Genomic DNA, 13,265 nt, shown 5'->3' on the forward strand with positions numbered 1-13,265 from the left:
TACGATTTTTTATTCGTATGTTAAAAGTTCGCTAAAGTCATTTAATTTGAGAGATTTTATGAATTTAAACTCTGAACCAAAACTGTTCGCAAAAAAACCATATGGAAGAGTGTTTTCTTGAGGTAGGGGAGAGAGTTCTCTATCAAGCATTAACGTTAGGTCTTCAGTCCTTTCAGGTTCATGCGTGGCGCCTAATCCTTTATAGGGGCTGTTTCCTATTAATATAGATGGAATTCCTAAGTATGCAGCTTCAATTCCTGTTGTTGAAAGAAAGCTAATGGACTTTTCTGACGCAAGCATGAGGTTGTATGAGTTTATATTTGAATGAGATGGCACTGTAATCAAGTTCTCACCACATATTTGGTTCCAAAATAATCTATCTTCAGCGGACTTTTCTTCATAGTGGGGGTGGACACGAAGTACAAGGGTGTATTTATTTTGATTTTTTGCCCAGTTGGTTAGCCATTCTATTGCATGTCTTTGGTTTTTAAAAATATTGCTTGTTTTGATTGATGGGTGAAGTGATGCAAACTCATCTTCGCTTGAGATAAAAAAGGTGACTATTTTTTTGTCTGTGTTTACTTTTTCATGATTAAAGTTTTTAGTGAATTTATTATTCAGGTGTTTTTTAAAAAAATCGTGGGCGATTATTGATTTCTGAGATGTTTCTAGATTTGAAGAGTTCCAGAAGTTTTCTATTAATGCTTTTCTCTTTTCAAAATCGTGAATTCTGTTCGGTATAATGCACAGTCTTTTCCCATAATCAAATCTTTCATAGTAGTAAGTGTGTTTTTCAGGTGTTAATAACGATATGGGGTATGTGTTGTAATGGCGACCGTTGTATATGTAATAGTTGAATGTTTTTTTATTTTTTGACATGAAGTCTATAAAAGATATGTATGTAAAAAGAGAGTACTTTATATAGAGGTATATTTCGTCAATGTGGTCTATTATTTTTGGATGTATGCTATTTGTCTTAGAGATTAAGTTTGATAATATTGGGATCCCGAGATTGTGATCTTTGTATATTATATCATATAGGCTCTCTGTATTTTTTATTTTTTTTAGTTGAGCTTCTGCGAAGTTTTTTATTTCGTTCTGTGTTTTATTTGAAGTCGATTTTATTCCATCATATATAGTTATTCTTTCTTTTTGTATTCCGGTTTTTAATGTTAGCTCTAGTATTTTTTTTAGGTTTTTGCTGTGAGCGTCGCCAATAATTATGCAAGCGCTATTTTTCCCTGGAGTCTCGTTTTCAAGCTTGAATAATAGTTCAAGAAATGTTCCATATATAAAGGGTTGGTTTATATCTGTGCATATCACGAGATTTTCAGCTTGAACTGCCAATTTGCTATCCTTTTATATTGTTTTTCTATAGGTTGTGGTTGATGTTTTTTTTAATACAGGCTGCTATTGATTGTAAGGTGTGCTCTATAGGCCTGGATGGTTTCCATTTGATGGATTTTTCTGCTTTTGATATATCCATTCCAAAGCTTTTTTGCTTATCGTTTTCCACTTTTTCAAGTAAGTGGCCTTTATCTATTGATGGGTAAATGGTTTGAAGGCACTTGTAGGCCAGATTTTCTACGCGTATAGGGTTTCCTGAGCCAATATTTAACGTTTTTGGCCATTCTTTAAGAGGTATCTTAATAAGACTTATTACTGAATCTACAGCATCCTGTATATCTAGCAAGTCAAGTGTTTGCTGTCCGTCAATAATTGTTACTTTTGATTCTTGTAAGAACTTTGCTGTCATTGAATGAGGTGCTTCTGTTGTACGAATAACTGGGCTTGCTCCAATTATTTGTGAAAAACGCAATGATACTCCGTATGCATGTTTGTTATGCACTGATATTGAGCTGGTCATTAGCTCGCTTGCCCATTTTGATTGTGCATAAGGGGTTTCAGGTGATGCAGGCATATCTTCAGTCCATAGTGATATATGGTTAGTTCCATATATGGCTTGACTTGATGCATTAATAAATCCTGAAACCTGAAATTTTATTGCCATGTTAACAATTTTTTGTGTGAACTCTAATGAAGCCGCAATTTCCTGGTTTGAACTTCCCGGCCTGGCTGAGGCAAGATGGCAAATTATATCAACATTACTTAAATTGATTTGGCCATTGTCGAGTGATGATATATCCTTTAACGTGATACCGGGAGTATGAAGAGGCGATTCAGTGATTTTTCTAAATCGCTCTGGATTTCTGACAAGTGCGACTACTTCCGATATGTTTCTATCTGTGGCTAACTTTCTAACTAATTCTAGTCCGAGATAACTATTAGCTCCAGTGACTAATATTCTGTATTGTTGTTTTTTTTCTTTATTTGGATCTATTTTTTTTGTATTAATTTCTACATCTTTGTTGAATGCTATATTGATGGTTCTGTTGCTTGTTTGCCTTATTCCTATTTTTTGTATATTTGTAGATAGATGGCTTTTTCTGTTTAAACTGTCTAGGATTATTGCTTCGACTTCATTGAATCCCATCAGAGCTCTGAGTCCAGTTATCCCTGTGAATCTTGCGTTTAACTCAAATATTTTAAGGCCATTATCGGTCATTCTTCCTTGAAAGTTTATTGGTCCGTACAATCCCTTTTTTATTAGTGTCGGAATCAGGGGGTTTATTTCGTTCCATATGTCTGGAGAGGAAATTGGTATTATCTCGATTGGAATTCCATTTTGAAGTTTGTTGTAGCTACAAAATCTACCAAGCTCGATTCCATTTTTACCAATGACAATTTGAAAAGAAAATTCGCTCACCTGAATTAGTTGGTTCTTGTTCAGTGCATCAACAAATGCTTGGTGGTTGTTGTCTGACCTTTCAGGTATTGCTATTTCTTGAATGACATGGCTTTCGGTAACTTTGTTTAGATCTTCTTTGCTTTTTATTATGAAAATCCCCCTCGATGCGCAGCCTGATTTTGGTTTTGCAATTAGAGGTAATATTGTGTTTTCATTACTATGTCTTTCAATTTCCTGCTTCTCGTAGCATTTAACAAATATGCTTTCATATTTATTAAGCTCTTTTGACATGAGCTCTTTGTCTCGGCAGTAGTTTATTATTTCTTCTGAGCTTATGGGGATTGTTGTTCCGTTTTTTTCAAATTTTTTTTTGTTTTTTGATAATAATAATAGCTCATCATCTAGTCCTGGAAGAAGAATCTCAATGTTATCTTTTTTGCATGCTTCTAATAGATGAAGAAGATAATCCTTGTCGTAAATTCCTGGAAGTATTTTTTGATCATCACAATCGAAGGATCCGTAGGCATAGGGATTATTTCCATAGCCGGTAATGTGCATTGGAAGTCCAGATAATCGGCATGAGTCAACAATTGACTGCCCAACTCCACTGCCAATGCTCGTTATACCTATGCGTGTTTTATTCATTTTGATTTTCTTGTGATGTATATTTTTTGGGGGCTGTGTCATAGCGCTTTTGTTATGCCGCTTAGACTTTGTCTCTCGATGCTGTTTGTGGTTTTACTAAGATCACGGATAAGCCTTGCGATGCTTGCTATATGTAGATCTTCAAATGTCGCATAAGTCGGTAAGCAAAGGATACGACTTGAAATGTCTCTTGAAACTCGGCATTTGTGTTTGCGTTTAGTAAGTATTCGCAAAGTATCTAAGCTGGGGTTAAAGTAGCGTCGTGCCTGGTAGCCATTTTGATGTAGTATGGCTTTCACTTTCAGACATGTATCCTCATCATTGAATAATACAGGTACATAAGCGTGATTCTCACGTATATCTGTATGCTGTTTTTGAAATGTGACTGAAGCTGCGTAGTAACCAGCTTTTAATAAATTCTCGTAGGTTTTATAGACTCTTTCTTTTCCATTAAGATTCTGTGTGATTTCGTCAAGAACACTGAGTCCCATGGCTGCCTGAAATTCTGTCATTTTGGCATTAATTCCCAGTGCCTCAATTTGTTCCGGTCCGGTAATACCAAAATTGATTAATTTGCGTGCTTTTTTCAAATCACGTTTTCGTTTGAATATGATTGCTCCACCTTCAATGCTGTGAAATAGCTTAGTTGCATGAAAGCTTAGTGTTGATGCATCACCCAAAGAAAGTAAGCTTTGTTTCCCTAGTTTGACACCAAATGCATGAGATGCATCATAGATCACTTTCAGACGATGTTGTCTGGCGATTTTATTTATTGACTCCACATCACAGCTGTTTCCAAACACGTGGACAGGCACCAGTGCGCGGGTACGGCTGGATATTTTCTCCCGGATTCGTTCAGGATCAATACACCAGGTGTTGGCATCGATGTCTGCAAATACGGGCTCTATGCCTTCCCATTTAATGGCACTTGCCGTGGCAATGTAGGTGAAAGGTGTCGTGATTGCTTCTGCTGACCGTTTGCCAACTGGGCGTTGTATGCCCAGAGTCCGAAACGCGATTTGCAGCGCCAAAGTGCCATTGCCAACCAATAGCAGGTTTTCGACGCCCAGGTAGGCTTCGAGTCGTTGCGTCAACTCCTGTACCAGCGGTCCATTATTGGTTAGCCAGCAGCGTTCGTAGATTCCGTCTATGTATTTATCGAGCCTGCTGCGCTCTGGAAGGTAGGGCTGTGTCACCGGAATCATGTCGAAGGGTACTCCTGCGCTGTATGCAGACACGCTACCGCCCGGAGGTGTGCGTATCCTCAACAGCAAGTAACGTTTGATTTTATTGCCATCCTATGTGATATCGGCTGATATGTGGAGAGTTTTAGTCATGGAAGTTATGATTTAGTCTATGAACCCGGATCTTTAGTCAGCATCTGTTAATGTCAGGATGGATATGGAGTTACGAAGAATCACAGCGCATGAAGCTGAAGACTTGTTTGCGTTAATTGACAGCAATCGCAGCTACTTGCGTGAGTGGTTACCCTGGCTGGATGAGCACTGCTCAGTTGAAGATACTGTTCGGTTCTTGCACAACATTGCGCAGCATTTTGAACAGCAGTATGCGTTTCATCTAGGATTATATGTGAATGGCCAGATCGTGGGGATGCTAAGCATACATCATCTGGACTGGCGAAACCGTAAGGCATCTCTGGGCTACTGGATCGGATCCGAGTTTCAGGGGCAGGGCTGGATGACTGAAGCATGCAAGACGTTAATGGCTTTTTGCTTTGATGATCTGAATTTGCATCGACTTGAACTGCATTGTGCCGAACATAATCTGAGCAGTCGAAAAGTGGCTGAGCGGCTGGGCTTTGCACTCGAGGGCGTCATGCATGAGGTCGAGTGGCTTTATGATCATTGGGTTGATCATGCGGTATACGCAATATTGAGCAGTAACTTTCGTTCAGGGTCATCATGTCAGGATGCTGCTGCGATACTTGAATAGTGTTGCAGCAGCAGAGCGTGTCAGGGCAAGGCGCGAATTAACGTGATCCGTTCAACGCGCGGCAGTGGAACCTGTATGGCTTTTCTGGAGCGGGCATTGATCACGACCGGGCCGGTCAGGTTGGCCCTGATACGAGAGTCTGATGGGACAGCTTCGGTACTATCATTTGCTTCAGTGTCGCTTTTGCACAGGATCAGCACCACGGTGAGCTCATCTTGGTCCTGCAAGTCAATCAGCTCCGCCTGCTCAGGCGTCAGGCTGAATTCGTATCCCAGATCCAGCAGTTTCGGCTCCATCACTGACAGGCAGAGATCTGCATCATCTACAGACTGCAGCCAGTGCACTGTGGGTTTGCCTTCTTCATGGAATACTTTGAACTGGGTGTTATTTTCAAACCCCGGAACGCCCAGTGGGAAGGTGATGAGGTCATCATCGTTGATCTCCTGAGGGCCAAACAGGGCGGTATTGATCTGCATAATTATCCTTAGAATTCAGTTATGGTTGTTTCTGATCAGCTGCAGCTGTTTTCATCATCGCTACCCGGCAGGATGGCGATACGATCTGCCTCGTAAAACTCAACCATACCATCCATGTAGATCAATTCCACGCCTTCAATTTCGAAGCAGCGCAGGTTGTGATTCTGCCAAAGCTGTTCCCAATGACGACTGCCACTGGCTTGTCCGGGTGCGAAGGGTCCGGCAACACGTAACCAGGTGTTCGGGTCGCCAGAGCGCTTGGAGGGCACAACGCGTCCATGGTGGTCATAGGCGGTGGTTTTGAACATCACGTATTCGACGGTAAGGTCGGTACCGTTGATAAAGTTGATGTAAGCACCCACATCGCCGCGAGCACGTGGCGTTTCAGGCAGCATTTGACTGATCAGCAGGGCGGGTTTGGGCAGTGGCGGTGGTGGTGGAACCTCAACCACGGGCTCGGGTTCGGGTGTTTTTTTGCTGAAGCTCAGACAGCCGCTGAGTGTTGCTGTTGCCAGTATCAGCAGGGTGGTACGGAACAACAGTTGTGAAGCAGTATTCGGTTTGCGCAGGATGGTTGCGGCTTTCATGGAGCTACTCCAGGTGGTTTCTTGTGTAGTGCATCGGCGCGAGCAGGGTTTTCGAGGGTTTGCCGGGTATCTCGACTGCCAAACGTGGTACCAGGTAACCGGGTAGCTGTGCCTGTAAATCAGCCATCAGCTGGCGTGCTTCAGCTTCTGTCAGATCAAAATGAGACGCCCCTGCTACAGGATCGAACAAAAACAGATAATAAGGCAATATGCCGGCATCGAAAAGAGTTTTGCTGAGTGTTTTTTGTACAGTGACGCTATCATTGACGCCGCGCAATAAAACACTTTGATTCAGCAGTGTAATCTGAGCCTGCCGTAAGCCCTGCATCGCCGTGGTAACGGATAGGTCAATTTCATTGGCATGGTTGATATGCAGTACTATGACACTCTGCAGGCGTGTTTCAGCCAGTAGCCGGATCAATGTCGGTGTGACACGCGATGGAATGACAACAGGCAGGCGCGTGTGAATACGTAAGCGCTGCAGATGTGGGATCTGCTCCAGATCCTTGATCAGACGCTCCAGGCGGTTATCAGGTGTGGCCAGAGGGTCTCCGCCTGAAAAAATGACCTCTTCCACTTCCGGGTGTGCTGCTAAATACGCCAGAATGGCTTGCCACTCGTTGCGTCCTAGCTGGTTGTCCTGATAGTCAAAGTGGCGGCGAAAGCAGTAACGGCAATTGATTGCACAGGCACCGCTGAGGATCAGCAAGACCCGATGGGTATATTTGTGAATCAGTCCTGGTAGCGGATTCGCCTGTTGCTCCTCGAGTGGGTCCTGGCTGTAGCCCGGTGGCGTCAGGGTTTCCTGCTGCAACGGCAGAATCTGGCGTAGTAACGGGTCGTTCGGGTTGCCCTTCTCTATGCGTGACAGGTAGGGGTAGGGGACGCGCAGTTTAAATAATGCATCGCCTGCAAGCGCACCCGGTAATAGCGACATAGGTAGATCCAGCTGGGTCAGCAGGGCGTGTGGATCGGTGATCGCTTCCCGCAGTTCATCCTGCCAGGATCGAAGCGGCTGAAACGGGATCGGCTGCATGGGGCTCCGGGTCGATTATTTGCACAGCAAAATTGGCCTGCATTCTCGTTTGAAGTAGAATGCGTGTCAATTCTTACAACACTGCTTTCTTCAAGGAAACCTGAATGGCTAACTATTCTGCGAATCAGTTCAAAAATGGCCTTAAAGTGATGCTGGATGGTGATCCCTGCAGCATGCTGGATGTCGAGTTTGTCAAACCGGGTAAAGGGCAGGCATTTACCCGCGTCAAAATGCGTAACCTGATTACCGGACGTGTCTGGGAGCGGACCTTTAAATCCAACGAATCGATTGAAAGTGCTGACGTAATGGATACTGATATGGAGTATCTCTACGGTGATGGTGAAATGTGGCACTTCATGGACCCGAACAGCTTTGAGCAGGTGGCTGCCGATCAGAATGCGATTGGCGATGCAGCCAAGTGGCTGAAAGAGCAGGACAAGATCACCGTGACCTTGTGGAACGGCAATCCGATTGCCGTTACTCCGCCGAATTTTGTTGAGCTGGAAGTAATCGAGACAGATCCGGGTGTTAAGGGTGATACGGCACAGGGTGGTTCCAAGCCCGCGACACTGAGCACCGGTGCTGTTGTGCGTGTCCCGCTGTTTATTGAAACGGGTGAAGTGTTGCGTATCGATACCCGTACGGGTGAATACGTCAGCCGTGCCTGATAGCCTGTCTGATTGGCAACCCTCGGCTGCGTTGGCGCATTTGCGTCAGCGCGCCGCCTTGTTGCAATCGATTCGAGACTTTTTTGCACAACGTCATGTTCTTGAGGTCGATACACAGATTCTGTCGCACTGCGCAGTCAGCGATCCTTTTATCGACTCCATCACGGCCCAGTATCAGTCGGTGCCGGGCGGCGATATTCAGCCACTCTATCTGCAAACGTCACCCGAGTATGCGATGAAGCGCCTGCTGGCGGCGGGCAGTGGGGATATTTATCAGCTCGGCAAGGTGTTTCGTAACGGCGAAGTTGGGCGGCGTCACAATCCGGAGTTTACCCTGCTGGAGTGGTATCGGGTGGGCTTTTCGCTGGGCGATCTGATGGATGAGGTTGAGTCGCTGGTCAGTGCCCAGATTCCGGGTTTGTCCTGGCAACGGGTTTCCTATCGTGAGCTGTTTCTCCATTATCTGGATCTGGACCCCTGGACGGCTTCTCTGGAGCAGTTGCAGCAGGCCTGTCGGCAACAGATCGAAGCCGCTTTTGAAGACGACGACCGGGATACCTGGCTGAATTTGCTGATGTCCCATCTGATTGAACCGCAGTTACGTGGCGCTGTGTTTGTCCACAGTTATCCGCCGACACAGGCGGCACTTGCCTGTGTCAGGCAGGATGCTGACGGTTTGCCGGTGGCGGAGCGCTTTGAGTTGTATATAGACGGTCTGGAGCTGGCGAACGGCTATCATGAGCTGGCGGACTCTCAGGAACAGGCTGCCCGGTTGACGGCGGATCAGCAACAGCGTGCTGCGCTGGGATTACCTCAGCGCCCGCTGGAGCAACGCCTGATTCAGGCGCTGCAGCAGGGCTTGCCTGACTGCAGCGGAGTGGCACTTGGCGTGGATCGCCTGCTTATGCGGCAGTTGGGTGTGGAATCCATTGCCGAGGTGCTGCCATTTAGCTTTGAGCGCGCCTGACCTAGGCTGGCAGGTGGTTCAGCAGACTGCGGCGAATGCGGTCTGTTGCTTCCACCAGTAATGCCCTGGGGCAGCCAAAGTTCAGTCGCATAAAGCGCTCATCACCAAAGTCACGTCCGGGTGACATGCCGACACCGGCCTGTTCAAAGAAATGAACCGGATTCTCAAGATGTGCCGCACTGATGTCGATCCAGGCGAGATAGGTTGCTTCGATCGGTAACAGGCGCAGTCCGGGAATGGCGTTCAGCTGCTCAACCAGGTAATCGCGGTTACCGCGCAGATAGTTCAATTGCGCCTGATTCCAGGCATCGCCATCGCGAAAGGCTGCCAGTGCTGCGGTGTAGCCGAGCAGGTTCACGTCTGGCACGATACCTTTGCGCGCCCGCTGAAAATCACGCCGTAGCTGCGGGTTTTGAATCACTGCGAAGGAGCAGCCAAGTCCCGCAATATTAAAGGTTTTGCTGGGCGCCATCAGTGTGATGGTGCGTGCTGCTATCTCGGGCCCCAGGCTGGCCAGCGGGATATGTTTCAGTCCGGGTTCAAGTACCAGATCGCAATGAATTTCATCTGAGCACACCACCAGATTATGACGCAGCACCCATTCTGCGAGCTGCTCCAGCTCCTCACGTCGATACACAGTTCCGCCGGGGTTATGCGGGTTGCAGAACAGCAGTAACCGGGTGTCTGCCGTGACACTACTATCTAATGCATCAAAGTCGATCAGGTAGCGCTGACCTGTCAATCGCATGGGGACTTTAATCAGTTGCCGGTCGGACAGGTGAGGTGCTGTCATGAAAGGCGGGTAGACCGGACAGGGAGACATAACCGCCGAGCCTGCACTGCCGGTTGCCCGGCAGGCCAGATGCAGCCCCGGAACCAGCCCCGGTAGCCATTCCAGATCATCGGCACTGACCTGCCAGTTGTAACAGGTGTCGAGTCGTGCCTGCACCTGCTCAATCAATTCGGCGGGTGTGTTGGTATAGCCGAAAATGCCATGATCTATGCGTTGATGCAGTGCATCCAGCACAGCCGGCGGTGCCATGAAGTCCGTATCGGCCACCCACATCGGCAGAACGCTGGTATCACGATAGCGTTCCCATTTTTGGCTGGCAGTGTGGCGGCGGTCAATCAGGCGATCAAAATCGGTTGGACTCATATCTGTATCCTGTTAGCAGTTCTGAGTATTCAGGAATTGTAGCTGATCTTGTCGTCGGTGGGGTAAGTGAACATTTTACGGTATCATTAGCGGTTCAAGTTGCTTAGGTATTAAACTAAAAGAATACCTTGAGTGCCGCCTTGACCTGTAGAGGGTGAATAGAGGCACCACGATCTGATTGGGAGCCCTCCGATGAGCCAGAATAACGTCATTATATTTGATACGACCCTGCGTGATGGTGAGCAGAGTCCCGGGGCATCCATGACCCGTGATGAAAAGCTGCGTATCGCCCGTCAGCTGGAAAAAATGCGTGTTGATGTGATTGAAGCCGGTTTTGCGATTGCCAGCCAGGGCGATTTTGAAGCAGTTAAAGCGATCGCGGACACGATTCAAGACAGCACGGTCTGCTCTTTGTCACGCGCGCTGGATGCCGATATTGATCGTGCCGGAGAAGCGTTGGCGAATGCCAATTCCGGACGTATTCATACATTTATTGCCACCTCGCCAATTCATATGAAGTACAAGCTGCAAATGCAGCCGGATCAGGTGGTTGAGAATGCAGTGAGAGCAGTGAAACGGGCCAGAAATCTGGTAGCGGATGTCGAGTTTTCACTGGAAGATGCCAGCCGTTCAGAGCTGGATTTTATGTGCCGTATTATTGAAGCGGTCATAGATGCGGGTGCGGGTACGATCAATATCCCGGATACGGTGGGTTATGCCGTGCCCCAGGAGTTTGGTCATACGCTGGGTCAGCTGCTGAACCGTATTCCGAATGCGGATAAGGCGATCTTTTCGGTGCATTGTCATAATGATCTGGGGTTGGCGGTGGCCAACTCACTGGCGGCTGTTGCAGCCGGCGCACGTCAGGTCGAGTGTACGGTGAATGGACTGGGAGAGCGTGCCGGTAATGCGTCACTGGAAGAGATCGTCATGGCACTGCGTACCCGCAAGGATGTGATGGGACTGGAAACGCGTATCGATACGACGCAGATTGTTCCGGCTTCACGTCTGGTCTCCAGTATTACCGGTTTTCCGGTACAGCCGAACAAGGCCATTGTCGGGGCCAATGCGTTTGCACATGAATCCGGCATACATCAGGACGGTGTGTTAAAGCATCGCGAAACCTACGAAATCATGACGGCAGAAAGTGTGGGCTGGAATACCAACCGGATGGTCCTGGGTAAGTTGTCAGGCCGTAATGCCTTCCGCACGCGCATGGAAGAGTTGGGTACAACGTTTACTTCCGACGCTGAGCTGAACGATGCGTTTGCTCGTTTCAAAGATCTGGCCGACAAGAAAAGCGAAATTTTCGACGACGATCTGGTCGCGCTGGTCAGTGATGCACGCGCCAGCAGCGGGTATGAGAAGTTTCGTTTAAGCAGTTTGCAGGTCACTTCTCAAACCGGTGAAATTCCTATGGCGCAACTGGTGCTGTCGGTAGCGGGTGCAGAGCAAAAGGCGCAGTCACCCGGCAGTGGTCCTGTCGATGCGGCGTTCAAAGCGATTGAGTCGATTGCACAGACGGGGGCCAATCTGTTGTTGTACTCCGTCAATGCTATTACCAGTGGTACGGATTCACAGGGTGAGGTTACTGTACGTCTTGAGAAAGGAGGCCGGATTGTGAATGGTCTGGGAGCGGATACCGATATCATCACGGCATCGGTCAAGGCGTATATTCATGCGCTGAATCTGCTCGATGCTAATTTGCAGAAAGCACATCCGCAGGTATGAGTCAGGTGAACGCGGCTGCAGATCAGGTACAGCAGCAACAGGTTTATCTTGAAGCCATGGGAATTCAGCGCTGGTTGCCTCGGCGCGCAATCGCCGCTGCGCCCGCGCCTGCGGCCTGGGTGGCTGAGTTTGTGTGGCCGCCTGTCGCGGGTGATGAAGCCCCGCAGCCGCTTTCAGTCGCCAGATCGTCCGTGGCGACTGAAACACCAGTCATGCCGTCGGCCGAGAGGCAGCGCTCACGTCAGGATGCTCTCGCTTCCCTGAAACTGGATGACAGCCTGGGTGTCTCCGGGGCTACTCACAAGGTCGAGCCAAAGATACCGGTAGCAGAGGTCGATACCCAGATAGCTGAGGCACCTGTGGAGCAGCCGCAGCGTTTCCTTAACCCAGCCTTTTCGCTGGTGTTTGTACCTGCAGGCGATCTGTTGTTAATTGACAGTTTACCGCCGCATGCACGGGAAGCGGTCAATCCTGCTTACCGCAAGCTGCTGTCAGGTGTCTGCCGTGCATTAGGCAGTGCTGCACAGCTGGATGCGATGCGTCTGCATCACTGGCCAGTATTTGCAGGTTCTTCATTGAATCAGGGTGGCGAAGAGGCTCAGCGAGCGGTCAGAAGACAGTTGGAAGTGATGTTTAAGGCCTATCCCGCCCGTCGCATTCTGCTGCTGGGTGAGCCTGCCGCTCAGTGGCTGCTGGAGCAGGATCAACCCCTGGAAGCGATGCGTGGGCTAACCTTTAGTCTGCGTACAGGGGTGACAACGGTCGTCAGTTACAGCATTACCCACATGCTCAAATTGCCTGAATTCAAGGCAGACTGCTGGCAGGATTTGCAGACCTTGCTATGAACCTCGAACCGCTCGACAATCGCTGGCTGGAGCCTGCGCGTGCACTGGAAGCGCATTGCTTTGAGGATGCCTGGTCTGTCGCCCTGTGGCACAGATTTTTGCCGCAGAGTTATGTGTTGATTGCCCAGGATCAACTCATTGGTTATGCCCAGTGTTCTAAAGTACTGGATGAAGCCGAGCTGTTACGCATAGCCATTTCGCCTGCATATCGACGTCAGGGCATGGGGCGACAGTTGCTGCAGCAGCTATGTGAGCAGTTGCGACAGCAGGATATACAGCGGCTGATGCTCGAAGTGCGTGAGTCCAACCGGGCGGCTCTGGCGCTCTATCAGTCGTGTGGCTTTCAACTGGATGGTCGGCGTACCGGTTATTATGATACGGCGATACCAGGCGTGCATGAAGATGCCTTGTTGTTTGGTCTGGACCTTTTATCACTCCAAGTGAGCGACTGA

The 13,265-nt window shown here is 48.0% G+C and carries 13 protein-coding genes; 6 read left to right on the forward strand and 7 right to left on the reverse strand.

Going from position 1 to position 13,265, the window contains the following annotated elements; translation table 11 throughout:
- Positions 1 to 9: 9 nt before the first annotated feature.
- Genes ADINL_RS05195 through ADINL_RS05205 form a run of 3 tightly spaced genes read right to left on the reverse strand, consistent with a single transcriptional unit; the run spans position 10 to position 4,599 of the window.
- Positions 10 to 1,347: a glycosyltransferase family protein gene (locus tag ADINL_RS05195; RefSeq protein WP_036544605.1), complete on the reverse strand. Its 1,338-nt coding sequence runs from the start codon at positions 1,345 to 1,347 to the stop codon at positions 10 to 12.
- A gap of 25 nt (positions 1,348 to 1,372) precedes the next feature.
- A complete protein-coding gene (locus ADINL_RS05200) occupies positions 1,373 to 3,394 on the reverse strand; it encodes an NAD-dependent epimerase/dehydratase family protein (RefSeq protein ID WP_161667735.1) in 2,022 nt (673 codons plus the stop codon).
- Positions 3,395 to 3,432: 38 nt separating this feature from the next.
- Positions 3,433 to 4,599 carry a DegT/DnrJ/EryC1/StrS family aminotransferase gene (locus ADINL_RS05205; RefSeq protein ID WP_051632577.1) on the reverse strand — a complete coding sequence of 389 codons (1,167 nt, stop codon included), beginning with the start codon at positions 4,597 to 4,599 and terminating at the stop codon, positions 3,433 to 3,435.
- 196 nt (positions 4,600 to 4,795) lie between these two features.
- On the opposite strand from ADINL_RS05205, the gene ADINL_RS05210 reads away from it, so the two are divergent.
- Positions 4,796 to 5,347: a GNAT family N-acetyltransferase gene (locus ADINL_RS05210; RefSeq protein ID WP_051632578.1), complete on the forward strand. Its 552-nt coding sequence runs from the start codon at positions 4,796 to 4,798 to the stop codon at positions 5,345 to 5,347.
- 20 nt (positions 5,348 to 5,367) lie between these two features.
- On the opposite strand, the gene fliW is transcribed toward ADINL_RS05210, so the two are convergent.
- Genes fliW through epmB form a run of 3 tightly spaced genes read right to left on the reverse strand, consistent with a single transcriptional unit; the run spans position 5,368 to position 7,446 of the window.
- Positions 5,368 to 5,823, reverse strand: a complete 456-nt coding sequence (gene fliW, locus ADINL_RS05215; RefSeq protein ID WP_036544609.1) for a flagellar assembly protein FliW — start codon at positions 5,821 to 5,823, stop codon at positions 5,368 to 5,370.
- A gap of 35 nt (positions 5,824 to 5,858) precedes the next feature.
- Positions 5,859 to 6,410, reverse strand: a complete 552-nt coding sequence (locus ADINL_RS05220; RefSeq protein ID WP_036544611.1) for a hypothetical protein — start codon at positions 6,408 to 6,410, stop codon at positions 5,859 to 5,861.
- 4 nt (positions 6,411 to 6,414) lie between these two features.
- Complete coding sequence (gene epmB / locus ADINL_RS05225; RefSeq protein ID WP_036544614.1) at positions 6,415 to 7,446, reverse strand: EF-P beta-lysylation protein EpmB; 1,032 nt, start codon at positions 7,444 to 7,446, stop codon at positions 6,415 to 6,417.
- 104 nt (positions 7,447 to 7,550) lie between these two features.
- On the opposite strand from epmB, the gene efp reads away from it, so the two are divergent.
- A complete protein-coding gene (gene efp / locus ADINL_RS05230) occupies positions 7,551 to 8,114 on the forward strand; it encodes an elongation factor P (protein WP_036544616.1) in 564 nt (187 codons plus the stop codon).
- Entirely contained in the window at positions 8,107 to 9,081 is a 975-nt protein-coding gene (gene epmA / locus ADINL_RS05235; RefSeq protein WP_239644335.1) for an EF-P lysine aminoacylase EpmA, read from the forward strand. The genes efp and epmA overlap by 8 nt, the downstream gene beginning before the upstream one ends.
- 1 nt (position 9,082) lies before the next feature.
- On the opposite strand, the gene ADINL_RS05240 is transcribed toward epmA, so the two are convergent.
- A complete protein-coding gene (locus ADINL_RS05240; protein WP_036544618.1) occupies positions 9,083 to 10,237 on the reverse strand; it encodes a MalY/PatB family protein in 1,155 nt (384 codons plus the stop codon).
- 192 nt (positions 10,238 to 10,429) lie between these two features.
- Here ADINL_RS05240 and ADINL_RS05245 point away from each other — a divergent pair, with 192 nt between their 5' ends.
- Genes ADINL_RS05245 through rimI form a run of 3 tightly spaced genes read left to right on the forward strand, consistent with a single transcriptional unit; the run spans position 10,430 to position 13,265 of the window.
- Positions 10,430 to 11,968, forward strand: coding sequence for a 2-isopropylmalate synthase (locus ADINL_RS05245; protein ID WP_036544620.1), 1,539 nt, complete (start codon positions 10,430 to 10,432; stop codon positions 11,966 to 11,968).
- Positions 11,965 to 12,813 (forward strand): uracil-DNA glycosylase family protein, encoded by an 849-nt coding sequence (locus ADINL_RS05250; RefSeq protein ID WP_036544622.1) that lies wholly within the window; start codon positions 11,965 to 11,967, stop codon positions 12,811 to 12,813. Before ADINL_RS05245 ends, ADINL_RS05250 begins: the two co-directional genes overlap by 4 nt.
- The gene (gene rimI, locus ADINL_RS05255; protein WP_051632579.1) at positions 12,810 to 13,265 is read left to right on the forward strand and encodes a ribosomal protein S18-alanine N-acetyltransferase; all 456 of its coding nucleotides are present in this window, start codon (positions 12,810 to 12,812) and stop codon (positions 13,263 to 13,265) included. The genes ADINL_RS05250 and rimI overlap by 4 nt, the downstream gene beginning before the upstream one ends.

The organism is Nitrincola lacisaponensis (assembly GCF_000691225.1).
Classification (GTDB): domain Bacteria; phylum Pseudomonadota; class Gammaproteobacteria; order Pseudomonadales; family Balneatricaceae; genus Nitrincola; species Nitrincola lacisaponensis.